The organism is Aquitalea magnusonii, assembly GCF_003202035.1.
Classification (GTDB): domain Bacteria; phylum Pseudomonadota; class Gammaproteobacteria; order Burkholderiales; family Chromobacteriaceae; genus Aquitalea; species Aquitalea magnusonii.
In genome coordinates, this window is the sequence record NZ_QJKC01000007.1 from 115,505 (window position 1) to 129,881 (window position 14,377).

A 14,377-nucleotide genomic window follows, 5' to 3' on the forward strand; every position below is an offset into this window, starting at 1 on the left:
CACCCGTGATAGCCTGCCTTATCCCCTGCAGCAGCTTGCAACCTTCAAAGGAGTTCACATGAAAAAAACCCTCATGCTCAGCCTTTGCGCCGTTCTGGCCAGCCCGGCCTTTGCCGCCACCGATCCGGTTTCTGCCCGTCAGGACATTTTCAAGCAGTTCAAGAAAGACGCCGCGGCGATGGGCAAGATGGTGAAGAGCGATACGATCAACAAGGACGAATTCAGCAAGCTGGCTGCGCATCTGGATGAAGTGGCCCAGCAGCCCTGGCAACACTTCCCGGCGGGCACCGCCAGTGGGCAGGCTGCCAGAAAGACTGAAGCAAAGGCAGAAATCTGGAGCAAGCCCGCAGAATGGACCAAGGCTGTGGACAGCTTCAAGGCCGAAACCGGCAAATTGAAACAGGTCGCCGCCAACGGCGATGCGGCCAGCATCAAGAACCAGTTTGCTGCCGTGCAAAAAACCTGTAAGAGCTGCCACGACGCCTTTCGCAAAGACTGATAAACTCAGCGCTTGATCAGAAAAAGTTCAGCAACATTGCTGAACTTTTTTTATGAAGCCTCCTCACAACGCAGTTCCAACCACCGTAGCGCCAACATGAAACAGACTGTTACCGCCCTGCTGCTTGCCGCACTGGCCATTCCGGCTGCCATGGCCGACTCGCCCGCCGAAATCCGCACTCAAAGCTTCAAGAAGGTGCTGCGCGCCTTCGAACCCATGGGCATGGTGGTGCGTGATCGCGACCCCTACAACAAGGCCAAATTCATCGTCATGGCCGACGCGCTGAAGCAGATTGCCGGCGAGCCGTTCAACCACTTCCCCGCAGGCAGCATCGATGCCAAGAGCCGCGCCAAGCCGGAAATCTGGAGCCAGCCGGCCAAATTCCAGGCGGCACGCGACACCTTTCTCAAAGCCGTCAATGATCTGGACAGCACCGCCCACAACGGCGACCTGGCCAGCATCAAAAAGAGCTATGGCGTAGTGGCACAAAGCTGCAAGGCCTGTCATGACAGCTTCCGCGGCCCGGAAAAATAAACAGCCATCGACAAAGCAAAAAGCCCTGCGCTGCAGGGCTTTGCTTAGGTCAGATGCCGTTTTTCACAGGCGGGTAAGCAGGAAAATGCCACCACTGGCCGCCAGCAAGGCCAGCACCGCCAGCAAGCCGGAGCGGAAGCGCAACGGTGGCACCTCGGTGGACACCTCCTGGTAGCCGGTCAGCATGGGCTTGACCAGATTCTGCTTTCTGATCACCCGATATGCCACGATTGCCGCCACATGCAGGGCCACCAGCAGCAGGATGATATTGAACAGCGCTTTGTGAAAACCGGTAATCGATTCGGACAGGCTGCTGCTGATCAACCTGGCCAGCGGCCCATCAAAGGTGTAGCTGTCCACATCGCTGGCAAACAGGCCACTCGCCACCTGTAATGACAGCACGCCCAGCAAGGCCACCACCATCAGGCCCCCCAGCGGATTGTGCCCCGGCTGCGTCCCGGCCCCCTCGCCCTTCAGATAACGAAGAATGGCCGCTGGCCCTTTGACAAACTGGCTGAAACGGGCGGTTTCGCTGCCGATCACTCCCCAGATCAGGCGAAACAGCAGCAGCGCCGCCACGGCCTCGCCGCACAGCACATGATAGTGCAGCCAGTCACCACCCTGCTCGCCGCTGAACCACATGCCGGCAAACAGCACTACCAGCGTCCAGTGGAAAAACCGCGTCGGGGCATCCCACACCTTGATCATCCGCACCATCGTCACCCTCGCTCGGCAATTGTTCAAGTTGAAAAGTGTAACCAGCCCGCACCTTGCTGCCTACTGCCGACGCCTTAATCTCTGTTAAGCACAGGGCAGCAGCAGCGCCACCGACCGGGGCATTTGCCGGTTCCGGATCCAAAAACCCACGCTTTTCGGGTAGTATTAGCCCTTTCGCCGCCCACCTTCGCGCAGCCAGACCTGCCCGGAGCGGATGCCGGCCAACGCACTGACAGCCCGCTGCGGCTGTGTTTTCACGCATTGAGTTGGAGAATGTAATGACCCAAGCTTCACTGATGGAAGATCTGGAGGCTCGCGGCCTGATCGCGCAAACCACAGACGCCGCCGCCTTGTCCGAACTGCTGGCCAAGGAACAGGTCACCCTGTATTGCGGATTCGACCCCACGGCCGACAGCCTGCATATCGGCAGCCTGGTTCCCATCCTGATGCTCAAGCGCTTCCAGCAAGCCGGTCATCGCCCCATCGCCCTGGTGGGCGGCGCCACCGGCATGATCGGCGACCCCAGCTTCAAGGCCACCGAACGCAAGCTGAACACCCCGGACGTGATTGAAGGCTGGGTGGACAAAATCCGCGCCCAGGTTTCGCCCTTCCTGTCCTTCGAAGGCGACAACGCCGCCGTCATGGCCAATAACTACGACTGGTTTGGCGGAATGGGCGCACTGGAATTCCTGCGCGACATCGGCAAGCATTTCTCGGTCAACGCCATGATCAAGAAAGAAGCGGTACAACAACGCATCAACCGCGACGACCAAGGCATTTCCTATACCGAGTTTTCCTACAGCCTGCTGCAGGGTTACGACTTTTCCGAGCTGAACCGCCGCCTGGGCTGCAAGCTGCAAATCGGCGGCTCCGACCAGTGGGGCAATATTACCGCCGGTACCGACCTTACCCGTCGCCTGAACCAGCAACAGGTATTCGGCCTGACCATGCCGCTGGTCACCAAATCGGACGGCACCAAGTTCGGCAAGACCGAATCCGGCACCATCTGGCTGGACGCACGCAAGACCTCGCCCTACGCCTTCTACCAGTTCTGGCTGGGCACGGCCGATGCCGATGTCTACAAATTCCTGCGCTACTTCAGCTTCCTGTCGGTGGCAGAAATCGCCGCCATCGAAGCAGCCGACAAGGCCCGCGATGGCAAGCCGGAAGCCCAGCGCATCCTGGCCGAACAAGTGACCGAACTGGTGCACGGCAAGGCCGCCCTGGCCGCCGCCCAGCGCATCACCCACAGCCTGTTCAGCAATGACCTGTCCAGCCTGACTGAAGACGACTTCGCCCAGCTGGCACAGGACGGCCTGCCGCACTTCGTGCTGAATGCCAGCGATGACAGCCTGATCGACGCCGTGGCCAATGGCGGCCTGGCCAAGTCCAAGAGCGAGGCACGCACTTTCATCCAGAGCGGCGCAGTCAGCATCAATGGCAACAAGGCGGACAGCATCGAACATCGCTTTACTGCCGAAGACCGGCTGTTTGGCCGCTTCAGCCTGCTCAAGCGCGGCAAGAAGAACTACGCCCTGATCGAATGGCAGGTCTGATTCCAGTCTGACGCCCGATTGTTCGGGCAATGCCACGGCGGCCCGCTACTGCACTTGCAGGCGGGCCGTTTTTTCATGGCCGCACCGCAACACTCGACGCCGTGGCGACCATGCCACTAGAATTCCGCATCCTCCCTTCTCACCAGGGCTAGCACCATGGAAAGAATCGGTTTTATCGGCCTGGGCCTGATGGGCCTGCCCCTATGCCGCAGGCTGCAGGCGGCCGGCTTCCCGCTCACCGTCTGGAACCGCTCTGCTGACAAGCTGGAGCAGGCTCGCACCGAGGGCATGCAAACCACCACTTCGCTGGTGGAACTGGCAGCCAGCAGCGACATCCTGATGCTGTGCATTGCCGATGGCGCTGCGGTGCAAAGCGTTGCCACGCAGTTAACACCGGCCCTGCGCACCGGGCAGCTGATCATCGACTTGTCCAGCATCGACCCGGACACCACCCGGCGCTGCGCAGAGCTGGTCAGGCAACAAGGGGCCAGCTGGGTGGATGCGCCGGTATCCGGCGGGGTCAAGGGGGCGGAACAAGGCACGCTGGTAGTGATGGCTGGCGGCAGCGCGGCGGACATCCAGCGCGCCAGCCTGCCCTTGCAAGCCCTGTCACAACGCATCACCCGTATGGGAGAGGTCGGCAGCGGCCAGGTGACCAAGATCTGCAATCAATTGATTGTGGCCGCCAATGCCATGCTGATTGCCGAAGCGGTGGCACTGGCCGAAAACAATGGCGTGGATGCCAGCCTGCTGGCACCGGCGCTGGCTGGTGGCTTTGCCGATTCGCTGCCGCTGCAAATCCTCGCCCCGCGCATGGCGGCGCGGCAGGCCGAGCCGGTGCAATGGAAGGTAGCCACCTTGCTGAAGGATCTGGACAACGCCGGCCAGCTATCCAAAAACAGCCAGTCCGCCACGCCGCTGGCGGCACTGGCCAGCCAGCTGATGCGCCTGCACGCTGCCCGGGGCCACGCCACGGCCGACCTCAGCAGCGTCATCCAGCTCTATCAGGAGCAGGAGCAAGCCGCATGCTGAAACTGTCAGCCAATCTGAGCATGCTGTTTGCCCACCTGCCGTGGCCGCAGCGCTTTGCCGCCGCCCGTGCCGCCGGTTTTGCCGCCGTGGAAATCCAGTTTCCTTACGAACACACGGTAGAACAGCTGCAACATTGGCTGGGAGAGAAGCAGCTCAAGCTGGTGCTGATCAATGCTCCGGCTGGCGACCTGATGCAAGGTGGCAGCGGCCTGGCCGGCACACCCGGCCGGGAAGCGGAATTCGCCGCCGGCCTGCAGCAATGCCTGCACTATGCCACCGCTCTGGGCGTGGAGGCGGTCAACATCCTGCCGGGACGACTGAGCGCAGGCTGCAGCCGCGAACAGGCCATCGCGACATTGCATGGCAATCTGCTGCTGGCCGCCGACACGCTGGCCCCGCACCATATCCGCTGCACGGTGGAGGCCATCAACCGCCATGACATGCCGGACTTTCTCATCAGCACGCCCGCCGAGCTGCAGCAGCTGCCGGAGCATGCCAATCTTTACTGGCAGATCGACCTCTATCACATGGCGCGCATGGGCGAGCCGCTGGAGCCCTTGCTGCGCCAACACTGGCCGCGCATCGGCCACCTGCAGTTTGCCGATGTGCCGGGACGTGGTGCGCCGGGTAGCGGGGCGCTGGATTTCAGCGCCCTGTTCGCGCAGATCGCCAGCCTGCCCTATGCCTGCTGGAGTGGCGCGGAATATCGTGATACCGATGGTGCAGTGCAATGGCTGCAGCCATTGCTGGCAATGCAAGCCATGAATGGCCAGCAGGGCTGAATATTGCAGAAATATGCAATTTTTCTCTTTTTGCGACATCACCTGGCGGTGAATCAATCACTTAGCCAAGCACTTTGCAAAAACAGCTTGCAAACGCTTTCATTTTACCGTAAAGTGCCAACCCTTCTGATTTCCATTTCCACCGGCAGTTTTTGCAGCTGTTCTGCAGCATTGCCGGTGTGATGCTTCATCGTCCCTGACCGATATTCCAGGCTTCGTCCACGTAGTGTCTCTTTTGACTGGACTGCTGTTCGCCGCTTGCACAGGTTGGTGCCGATGACCGACGGCCTCTGAACGAGGCTGCTAACCGCCACATCTCCTGGCCAAGCGACACCGGCTCTACTCCGGTTTGAAAGGATATTATGCATTTCTCCGATCTGGGCATTGCCCCTACCATTCTGCGCGCACTCGAAACTGCTGGTTACACCTCGCCCACCGGCGTACAAGCCGAAGCCATCCCCGCTGCCATCGCTGGCCGCGACCTGCTGGTTTCCGCCCAAACCGGTAGCGGCAAGACCGCAGCCTTCCTGCTGCCGGCACTGACCAAGCTGTCCGAGCGCTCCACTGGCAAGGGCCAGGGTCCGCGCGTACTGGTACTGTGCCCGACTCGCGAACTGGCACAACAGGTTGAGAAAAACGCCCTGGAATACGGCAAGGACCTGCGCTGGATGAAAACCGCCTGCCTGGTTGGCGGCGCTTCCTTCGGCTACCAGACCCGCGCCCTATCCCGCCCGATCGACCTGATCGTGGCCACCCCGGGCCGTCTGATGGACCACATGCGCTCCGGCCGCATCGACTTCTCCCGCCTGGAAATGCTGGTACTGGACGAAGCCGACCGCATGCTGGACATGGGCTTCATCGATGACATCGAAACCATCGTCAAGGCCACTCCGGAAACCCGTCAGACCGTACTGTTCTCCGCCACCCTGGACGGCACCGTTGGTCGCATGGCTGAAAAGATGACCCGCGATCCGCAGCGCATCGAAATCGCCCGCACCGAAACCTCCGGCGGCACCATCGAAGAGCACCTGCTGTACGCTGACGACCTGAACCACAAGCATCGCCTGCTGGATCACATCCTGAAGGAATCGGGTTTTGACCAGTGCGTGATCTTCTCGGCCACCAAGGCCTACACCGAAGAACTGGCCGACAAGCTGTCCGATCAGGGCTACTCCGCCGCCTGCCTGCATGGCGACATGCCGCAAAGCTGGCGTAACCGCACCCTGAACGACCTGCGTCGCGGCCGTATCAAAATCCTGGTGGCCACCGACGTTGCTGCTCGCGGCATCGACGTACCGACCATCACCCACGTGGTGAACTTCGACCTGCCCAAGCAAGCTGAAGACTACGTACACCGTATTGGCCGTACCGGTCGTGCCGGTCGCGATGGCACTGCCATCACCCTGGCGGAATCGAAAGAATTCCACAAGGTTCGCCGTATCGAGCAATACCTGAAGCGCCAGATCACCGAGGGCGTGATCGAAGGCATGGAGCCGACCCGTCGCCCGCCGAAAGGCCCGCGTCGCAACGGCAAGCCGGGCGGTTACGGCGCCCAGGGCCAGCGTCGCGGCAGCAGCAGTGGCAATGGCTACGGTCGCGAGCGTCGCGAAGGCGGCTATGGCCGTGGCACCGGCAGCAGCTACGACAAGCGCGGTCCGCGTTCGTCCAGCGCCAGCCAGGGCCAGCGCAGCACCCAGCGCGCTGACTGAGCAACAGGCAGTTGATTGAAAAAGGCGATCTGCGGATCGCCTTTTTTATTATCCAGTGCCAGCCATGCGCAAAATGCATGGCGACCCCGGCATAAACTCGCTTGTCAGCCTGCCATGCGCGCACCAGAATAGCCGGATACACCGCACCGGAAACCCGCATGACACCCCTGCTCACCATCCCCCAGCGCCTGGCCGCCTTGCGCCAGGCCATGCAGCAACAACATGTCGACGCCTGCCTGATCCCCTCCTCCGATCCGCACCTGTCGGAATACCTGCCCGCACACTGGCAGGCACGCCAATGGCTGTCCGGCTTCAAGGGTTCGATGGGCACGCTGATCGTGACAGCAGACCAAGCCGGCCTGTGGGCCGATAGCCGCTACTGGGAACAGGCGGAACAAGAGCTGGCAGGCAGCGGCATTACCCTGATGAAAATCCAGACTGCTGCCAGCACCCAGCATCTGGACTGGCTGGCACAGCAGCTGGGCAGCAGCCAGACACTGAGCGTAGACGGCGATGTATTGAGCCTGGCGGCAGCGCAAGCCCTGCAAACCACCCTGCACGCCAAGGGCGTGCAGCTGCGCACCGACCTTGATCTGGTCGGTCAAATCTGGGCTGAGCGCCCAGCCCTGCCCCATGCTGCCATCTATGCGCACACCGCTCCATTTGCCAGCACCAGCCGTGCAGACAAGTTGCAGGCGGTGCGCCAGGCCATGCAGCAGGCAGCTGCCAGTCATCACTTCATTTCCACCCTGGACGACATTGCCTGGCTGTTCAATCTGCGCGGGGCCGATGTCAGCTACAATCCGGTGTTTGTCAGCCATGCACTGCTCAGCGCCACCCAGGCCACGCTATTTGTCGACCGCAGCAAACTGGATGCCAGCCTGCAAGCCGAACTGGCCGCCGACGGCGTGGAGCTGGCGGATTACCATCAGGCCAAGACCGCACTCGGCCAGCTGCACGCCAGCGACGTCATTCTGATCGATCCGCGCCGCATCACTCTGGGCCTGCGCCAGGCGATGGCCACCGACAGCCGCGTCATCACGGCAATCAACCCCAGCACCTTGCTCAAATCGCGCAAGACCGCCGCCGAGGCCGCGCAGGTACGCGCCACCATGGAGCAGGATGGCGCCGCCTTGTGCGAGTTCTTTGCCTGGTTCGAACAGGTGGTCAACCATGAGGCCATCAGCGAGCTGACCATAGACGAGCAAATCACCGCCGCCCGCGCCCGCCGCCCCGGCTTTGTCTCGCCCAGCTTCGCCACCATTGCCGGCTTCAATGCCAATGGCGCGCTGCCACACTACCGGGCAACGGAACAAGCGCATGCCAGCATTGCCGGCAACGGCCTGCTGCTGATCGACTCCGGCGGCCAGTATCTGGGTGGCACCACCGACATCACCCGCGTGGTGGCCGTCGGCACACCCAGCCCGGAACAAAAGCGCGACTTCACCCTGGTGTTGAAGGGAACCATCAATCTGTCGATGGCCCATTTTCCGCGCGGCACCCTGTCGCCGATGCTGGACGCGCTGGCCCGCGCGCCAATGTGGCAGCACGATATCGACTTTGGCCACGGCACCGGCCATGGCGTCGGTTACTTCCTCAATGTGCACGAAGGCCCGCAAACCATCTCGCGCAGCCTGCCTGACCCCAGCATGGCGATGCAGGAAGGCATGATCACCTCGGTTGAGCCCGGCATTTACCGTCCCGGCCTATGGGGGGTGCGTATCGAGAACCTGGTGCTGAACGTCGCCGCCGGGCAGAACGACTTTGGTGACTTCCTGCGCTTTGAAACGCTAACCCTGTGTCCGATTGACAGCCGCTGCATCGAACACAGCCTGCTGTCACGCCAGGAAGTGGACTGGCTGAATCACTACCACGCCGAGGTGCGACGCCGCCTGCTGCCACTGGTGGCAGGCGCTGCCCGCGACTGGCTGCTGCAGGCTACACAAGCCATCTGAACAAGACAAAGCACAATAAAAAACGCCCTGCTATTTCAGGGCGTTTTTTCATACCAGGCCAGCCAGAATGGCTTACATGGTTTCCAACACCTTGATCCCCAACAGATCCAGGCCGGTCTTCAGCGTCTTGCCGGTCAGCGCAGCCAGTTGCAGGCGGCTGGCACGTACCTCGCCTTCGCTCTTGAGAATCGGGCAGGCTTCGTAAAAGCGCGAGAACAGCGTGGCGATCTGGTACAGATAGTTGGACAGATAATGCGGATAGCAGCCTTCTGCCACCGACAGCAAGGTGTCTTCAAACTGCGCCAGCGCCGCCGCCAGATGTTTTTCGGCCGGCTCGGTAATCACAATGGGCGCATCGGCATCCACGTTTTCCGCCTTGCGGAATACGCTTTGCACGCGAGTGTAGGCGTATTGCAGATACGGAGCGGTATTGCCTTCGAAGGCGAGCATGGTGTCCCAGTTGAAGATGTAATCACTCATGCGGTTCTTCGACAGGTCGGCATATTTCACCGCACCGATGCCGACCACGGCAGCAATCTCGCGTCTTTCGGCTTCCGGCAGGTCCGGATTTTTAGCCGAAACCAGATCAAAAGCACGCTGCTCGGCCTCATCCAGCAGCTCGATCAGCTTGACCGTACCACCGGAACGGGTCTTGAACGGCTTGCCATCGTCGCCCATCATCACGCCAAAGCCAATATGCTCCAGCAGCATGCTTGCCGGGGCGAAACCAGCCTTGCGACAGATGCTGAACATCTGGGCAAAGTGCTGGCTTTGCCGTGCATCCACCACGTAGATGACGCGATCCAGATTCAGCACCTTGTGGCGGTAGCGCACGGCGCCGAGGTCGGTGGTGGTATACAGGAAGCCGCCGTCTTTCTTGCGGATGATCACGCCCATCGGCTCGTCGTCCTGGGTGCGGAACTCTTCCAGGAACACCACCTCGGCGCCTTCGCTTTCGCTGAGCAGGCCCGCGGCACGCAGCTCTTCCACAATCACCGGCAGGTCATCGTTATAGGCCGATTCGCCACGCACATGTTCGCGCTTGAGGCCGACGTTCAGCTTTTGATACACCGCCTCGCAATGCTTGAGCGAGATGTCGACAAACTGCGCCCACAGCTTGAGCACTTCTTCGTCACCACCCTGCAGACGCACCACGTAGTCACGCGCGCGGTCGGCGAATTCTTCGCTTTCGTCAAAGCGGACTTTGGCATTGCGGTAGAAGGTTTCCAGGTCGGACAATTCCAGCGCGCTATCACCAGCCTGGCGGATTTCCACCAGGTAAGCAGTCAGCATGCCAAACTGCGTTCCCCAGTCGCCCACGTGGTTGGCACGCACCACATCGTGACCGAGGAATTCCATCACCCGTGCCAGTGCGTCACCAATAATGGAAGAACGCAGGTGGCCTACGTGCATTTCCTTGGCCAGATTGGGCGAGGAATACTCCACCATCACCCGCTGCGGCTGTACCGGTGTCACACCCAGCCGTGCGTCTTTCAGGGCAGTTTCGCTGCGTCGGGCCAGATATTCAGGGGCTAGATGAATATTGATGAAACCCGGGCCGGCGATTTCCACCTTGTCGGCAATGCCGTGCAAGTCCAGCGCCGCCACCACTTTTTGCGCCAGTTCGCGCGGATTGGTCTTGAGCGCCTTGGCCGCACCCATCACGCCATTGGCCTGATAGTCGCCAAATTCCGGCTTGGAAGCCGGCTGGATCACCGCCGGCGCATCCGGTGCACCGGCCGCGCTTAGCGCAGCCTGCACCCGTTCATTGATCAATTGCAGAATCGTCATGCCTAGCCCCATATTGCTGTGAAAACGAAAAAAATCCTTCGCTTTCGAAAAAAATAACACTGTCGATTGTATGCCCCCCAGCCTTGACGGGCAATGTTTGCATCGCAGCAAAATGGCGTCTTGCGCAGCAAGCCAAAGCAAAATACCGCCAGCATGCTCCGCATCCGTCGCGGCCGGCTATAGCCAGATGGTTTCGCCAATGGCCGGCAGCATGAAATCGTCAGGGCTGACCCCCTGCTCGCGCAAGGCCATGGCCAGCTCCGCCATCGGCTGCTGTATCGGTTCGTCAGTGAGAATGAAGGTGCCCCAGTGCACCGCCCAGGCCTTGCGCGCCGCCACATGCCTGAAAATGCGTACCGCCTCATCCGGATTGACATGCTGGGCGCGCATGACCTTGCGCGGCTCGTAAGCGCCGATTGGCAGCAAGGCCAAATCCACCGGCCCGATATGCCGGCCGATCTCATGAAACAGCTCGGCCTGATAACCGGTATCGCCGGGATACCAGATTTTCAGACCCGCCCCTTCCAGCAGATAGCCGCCCCACAGCGCCTTGTTCAGATCTCCCCACGGGCCACGATTGCTCCAGTGATGCGCCGGCGTTAACAGCACACGCAGCGCACCGCGCTGCACGGCATGCCACCAGTCCAGCTCGACAATCCGCTCGGCCGGCACGCCGGCGGCGCGCACGGCACGTGCCACGCCCAGCGGCACCACGAAGTCGGGCGCCCCGCCCTGCTGGCGCGCCAGGCGCTTGAGCGTGGGAAAATCCAGATGGTCGTAATGCAGATGCGTCAGCAAGACCAGGTCTATGCGCGGCAAATCTGGCAGATCAATGGGCAAGGGCACTTGCCGCCGCGGCCCCAGATGGCGGAATGGCGACACCCGTGGCGACAGTGCCGGATCGATCAGCACATTCTGTCCGGCCAACTGCACAAAGCTGCTGGCATGCCCCAGCCAGGTCACGCTGCTGCGCAGGTGATTGGCTCGCAAGGCGGCGGGGTCGCCGCTGGTCAAGGGCACCATTTCCGGCCGGTGATCCGGGCGTGGCCGCCACCACTGCGCCAGCTTCCAGTGCAACAGGCTGCCCAGTGAAGGCAGGCGGAAGGGATTGAGATTGCGATAGCCGGCGGGGCCATGATGGCGCGCCGCCGGCTGTGCCACATAGGGCGCACGGTTGAACAGCGAGGCCAGCCAGTCAGGACGTCTGAACATGTAGCATTCCAACAAAGACAATGCCTGAGTGTGCCGCCCCGGCCCTGCTTTGCCAAGCCAAAAGCGGAAAAAGTACATCCATGAAAAATGGCCTCCAGCGGAGGCCATTCGAGCGCTAAAACAGTCTGGCGATCAGAAGCTGTACACGGCCTGGGCAGCGAAAATGTCGTTGCTCTTGCGATAGTTGCCACTATTACGCACAAACACATCGCGGTTGGCCCAGTCGTGGCGGTATTCCATCTTCAGGGTCAGCTGATCGGTCGGGTAGAACAGCAGGGCTGCCGTCAGAGCCTGACGGGTAGCACCGGAGCAGTCGGAACCATTGACCGAGCTATTGCTGAAGCAGGCCTGGGAAATGCCGAAGCCGTTGGTGCCATCCACCCCACCATAACCCGTACCGGAAGACAGCGCGATACCGCCGCCACCGCCGCCATTCTTGCTGTCATTCAGGTAGTCGTAACGCAGGGTGGCACCCATGCGGCCAAACAGTTCGCTGGTCCACTTCTGATGGGCCAGCAAGGAGAAGCCGTACCATACCGCGTCCTCACCATTCCAGGCAGCCTGCTTTTGCCGGCCATAATCCAGCTCGGCATTCAGCACGCCGTCGGTCATGGTGTAGGTGGCATCCAGCTCGGCAAAGTAGTAATTGCTGTACGGGCTGGTGGCATTACCCTGGTAGCCATAGCCCGTTCCAGTGGCATTGCTGTCCTTGCCTGGCAGGGTCTGACGGCCGGCATTGGCCGAAGCGCCGATATCCAGTGCACTGCTCCAGGTGTAATCAACACGGCCGGTTACGGTAGGCGTGTTGTTGGACTTGCCATTAGTCAAGTTGGCGTTGGTATGGTATTGCTCGTTGGCAATCATGAACTTGGTTGCCCACTCGCCATGCGCCCAGTTAAAGCCGGCACCCACATAGCCACCCGGATCGCTGAAGTCATACAGCAGGCCATGGGTAATGGTGTTCATCTGGTTGGACTGCTGTACTTCGTAGCCGCCAAAGCTGTTCATCAAGCCGGCCACCAGCTGGGTGGTATCGGACAGCGGATAGGTAATGACCGCCGTATTGATGATGTTGCCCAGACCGGTACTGCCGCTGCCGTTATTACTGCCGCCACTGGAGGAGCTGCTCTGCAGCAAGGTATTGCCCGAACCACGGTTGGGCAGGATGCTGATTTCCGCGCTCGGCGCCAGCGGGCCTACGCCGAAGGTTTTCTTGATATCCAGATAGACATCACCAAAGGTACTGTTGGTATAGGCATACTGGTTGCTGTGATTGACGAACTGGAAGCCCGAGCCCTTGGTGCTGCGGTTGTACAGATAGGTCGGGTCCAGGTAGCCGGTTACACTCAAGCCGGCAATCGGGCCTTCGCTGGCATCGGTCGTCAGCTTGTCCACTTTCAGCTCCATGCCGGCTACCCGCTGCTTCAGCTCGGTATTGGCATCATCCGCTTCCGGAGCCTTGGCGGCAGTCGCGGCGTTCACGGCCTGCTGCAGCTGTTGCATTTGCGCCTGCAGAGCCTCTAACTGGGCTTTCAGCTTGGCGATCTCGTCTCCCTTGGCATCGGCCATGGCTACGCCGGGAAGACCTGCGATCAGAGCACTGATCAACAATTTCTTCATCTCACTTCTCCCTTGTCCTACTGCATGGATACCACGTTGTTTTTGCCTCTATAACCCAACGGGGCAGCAACCGGAATGGTGCCTTATCCCTGCTGCTGCCCCGTCCTTGCCTGCGACCTGCCTTGGTGGCTTACGCCTGATTGAAGGCCAGTTGCATTTCACGGTCACGCTTGCGTTGTACCGAGCGCATATACAGATTGCCCGCCACGACACCCACCGACACCACGATGATGAACAGGGTGGCCAGGGCGTTCATTTCCGGGTTCAGACCCAGGCGCACGCGGGAGAAGATCACCATCGGCAGCGTGGTGGAGCCCGGACCGGACAGGAAGGCTGTCAGCACCAGGTCATCCAGCGACAGGGTGAAGGACAGCAGCCAGCCGGACACCAGTGCCTGGGAAATCAGCGGCAGGGTGATCACGAAGAACACCTTGAGCGGACGCGCCCCCAGATCCATGGCCGCTTCTTCCAGCGAACGGTTCAGTTCACGTACACGGGACTGCACCACGATGGCCACATAGGACACGCACAGCATCACGTGACCAATCCAGATGGTGAACACGCCACGACCTTCCGGCCAGCCAAATGCCTGCTCCATGGCCACGAACAGCAGCAGCAGCGAGATACCCTGAATCACTTCGGGAATCACCAGCGGCGCATTGATCATGCCGGCAAACAGCGGGAACAGGCGGAAGCGGTTGAGCCGCGCCATCACGAAACCTGCCCAGGTGCCGATGACCACGGCCGCGGTGGCCGTCATCAGGGCAATCTTGATGCTGAGCAGGGCGGCATTGATCAGCTCGTCATCTTCCAGCAGTGCCCAGTACCACTTGGTGGAGAAACCGGACCATACCGTGACCAGCTTGGACTCGTTGAACGAGTAGATCACCAGCAGGACGATGGGCAGATAAAGGAAGGCATAGCCGAAGCCAAGTACCGCAAACGACAGCGGTTTGCTGGGTTTCATCGT

12 protein-coding genes are annotated in these 14,377 nt (G+C 60.8%); 7 read left to right on the forward strand and 5 right to left on the reverse strand.

Translation table 11 applies throughout. The features are described 5' to 3' along the window. Positions 1-58 precede the first annotated feature (58 nt). Positions 59-499 carry a c-type cytochrome gene (locus tag DFR38_RS09185; protein ID WP_059284968.1) on the forward strand — a complete coding sequence of 147 codons (441 nt, stop codon included), beginning with the start codon at positions 59-61 and terminating at the stop codon, positions 497-499. Positions 500-595: 96 nt separating this feature from the next. Next, complete coding sequence (locus DFR38_RS09190) at positions 596-1,033, forward strand: c-type cytochrome (RefSeq protein WP_059284974.1); 438 nt, start codon at positions 596-598, stop codon at positions 1,031-1,033. A gap of 63 nt (positions 1,034-1,096) precedes the next feature. Here the strand turns inward: DFR38_RS09190 and DFR38_RS09195 are convergent, their stop codons facing one another. Beyond that, positions 1,097-1,741 (reverse strand): cytochrome b/b6 domain-containing protein, encoded by a 645-nt coding sequence (locus DFR38_RS09195; protein WP_239688537.1) that lies wholly within the window; start codon positions 1,739-1,741, stop codon positions 1,097-1,099. Between the two features lie 287 nt (positions 1,742-2,028). Here DFR38_RS09195 and tyrS point away from each other — a divergent pair, with 287 nt between their 5' ends. From tyrS to DFR38_RS09220, 5 genes are all read left to right on the forward strand, one after another. Next, positions 2,029-3,306 (forward strand): tyrosine--tRNA ligase, encoded by a 1,278-nt coding sequence (gene tyrS, locus DFR38_RS09200; protein ID WP_059284970.1) that lies wholly within the window; start codon positions 2,029-2,031, stop codon positions 3,304-3,306. A 156-nt stretch (positions 3,307-3,462) separates the two neighbouring features. Continuing rightward, positions 3,463-4,338, forward strand: a complete 876-nt coding sequence (locus tag DFR38_RS09205) for an NAD(P)-dependent oxidoreductase (RefSeq protein WP_110313308.1) — start codon at positions 3,463-3,465, stop codon at positions 4,336-4,338. Beyond that, complete coding sequence (locus DFR38_RS09210) at positions 4,332-5,120, forward strand: hydroxypyruvate isomerase family protein (protein WP_211310750.1); 789 nt, start codon at positions 4,332-4,334, stop codon at positions 5,118-5,120. Before DFR38_RS09205 ends, DFR38_RS09210 begins: the two co-directional genes overlap by 7 nt. A 362-nt stretch (positions 5,121-5,482) precedes the next feature. Beyond that, positions 5,483-6,829 carry a DEAD/DEAH box helicase gene (locus DFR38_RS09215; RefSeq protein WP_059284971.1) on the forward strand — a complete coding sequence of 449 codons (1,347 nt, stop codon included), beginning with the start codon at positions 5,483-5,485 and terminating at the stop codon, positions 6,827-6,829. A gap of 158 nt (positions 6,830-6,987) precedes the next feature. Beyond that, positions 6,988-8,784: an aminopeptidase P family protein gene (locus DFR38_RS09220; protein WP_059284972.1), complete on the forward strand. Its 1,797-nt coding sequence runs from the start codon at positions 6,988-6,990 to the stop codon at positions 8,782-8,784. A gap of 72 nt (positions 8,785-8,856) precedes the next feature. Here DFR38_RS09220 and argS read toward each other — a convergent pair whose 3' ends face one another. The 4 genes from argS to DFR38_RS09240 form a co-directional block, all read right to left on the reverse strand. Further along, positions 8,857-10,575, reverse strand: coding sequence for an arginine--tRNA ligase (gene argS, locus DFR38_RS09225; protein WP_110313309.1), 1,719 nt, complete (start codon positions 10,573-10,575; stop codon positions 8,857-8,859). A 177-nt stretch (positions 10,576-10,752) separates the two neighbouring features. Beyond that, on the reverse strand, positions 10,753-11,787 hold the full coding sequence (locus DFR38_RS09230; RefSeq protein WP_158527718.1) for an MBL fold metallo-hydrolase: 1,035 nt from the start codon (positions 11,785-11,787) through the stop codon (positions 10,753-10,755). A 132-nt stretch (positions 11,788-11,919) separates the two neighbouring features. Further along, positions 11,920-13,407, reverse strand: a complete 1,488-nt coding sequence (locus tag DFR38_RS09235; RefSeq protein WP_059285010.1) for a DUF3138 family protein — start codon at positions 13,405-13,407, stop codon at positions 11,920-11,922. Between the two features lie 130 nt (positions 13,408-13,537). Beyond that, positions 13,538-14,374: an ABC transporter permease subunit gene (locus DFR38_RS09240; protein WP_059285016.1), complete on the reverse strand. Its 837-nt coding sequence runs from the start codon at positions 14,372-14,374 to the stop codon at positions 13,538-13,540. Positions 14,375-14,377: the final 3 nt, after the last annotated feature.

What these genes read in the sequence shown, in the direction of transcription:
- DFR38_RS09210 (WP_211310750.1), top strand. Translation starts at nt 4,332, where the DNA reads ATGCTGAAACTGTCAGCCAATCTGAGCATGCTGTTTGCCCACCTGCCG.
- DFR38_RS09240 (WP_059285016.1), bottom strand. Translation starts at nt 14,374, where the DNA reads ATGAAACCCAGCAAACCGCTGTCGTTTGCGGTACTTGGCTTCGGCTAT.
- argS (WP_110313309.1), bottom strand. Translation starts at nt 10,575, where the DNA reads ATGACGATTCTGCAATTGATCAATGAACGGGTGCAGGCTGCGCTAAGC.
- DFR38_RS09185 (WP_059284968.1), top strand. Translation starts at nt 59, where the DNA reads ATGAAAAAAACCCTCATGCTCAGCCTTTGCGCCGTTCTGGCCAGCCCG.
- DFR38_RS09220 (WP_059284972.1), top strand. Translation starts at nt 6,988, where the DNA reads ATGACACCCCTGCTCACCATCCCCCAGCGCCTGGCCGCCTTGCGCCAG.
- DFR38_RS09205 (WP_110313308.1), top strand. Translation starts at nt 3,463, where the DNA reads ATGGAAAGAATCGGTTTTATCGGCCTGGGCCTGATGGGCCTGCCCCTA.
- DFR38_RS09190 (WP_059284974.1), top strand. Translation starts at nt 596, where the DNA reads ATGAAACAGACTGTTACCGCCCTGCTGCTTGCCGCACTGGCCATTCCG.
- DFR38_RS09235 (WP_059285010.1), bottom strand. Translation starts at nt 13,407, where the DNA reads ATGAAGAAATTGTTGATCAGTGCTCTGATCGCAGGTCTTCCCGGCGTA.
- DFR38_RS09215 (WP_059284971.1), top strand. Translation starts at nt 5,483, where the DNA reads ATGCATTTCTCCGATCTGGGCATTGCCCCTACCATTCTGCGCGCACTC.
- tyrS (WP_059284970.1), top strand. Translation starts at nt 2,029, where the DNA reads ATGACCCAAGCTTCACTGATGGAAGATCTGGAGGCTCGCGGCCTGATC.
- DFR38_RS09230 (WP_158527718.1), bottom strand. Translation starts at nt 11,787, where the DNA reads ATGTTCAGACGTCCTGACTGGCTGGCCTCGCTGTTCAACCGTGCGCCC.
- DFR38_RS09195 (WP_239688537.1), bottom strand. Translation starts at nt 1,741, where the DNA reads ATGATCAAGGTGTGGGATGCCCCGACGCGGTTTTTCCACTGGACGCTG.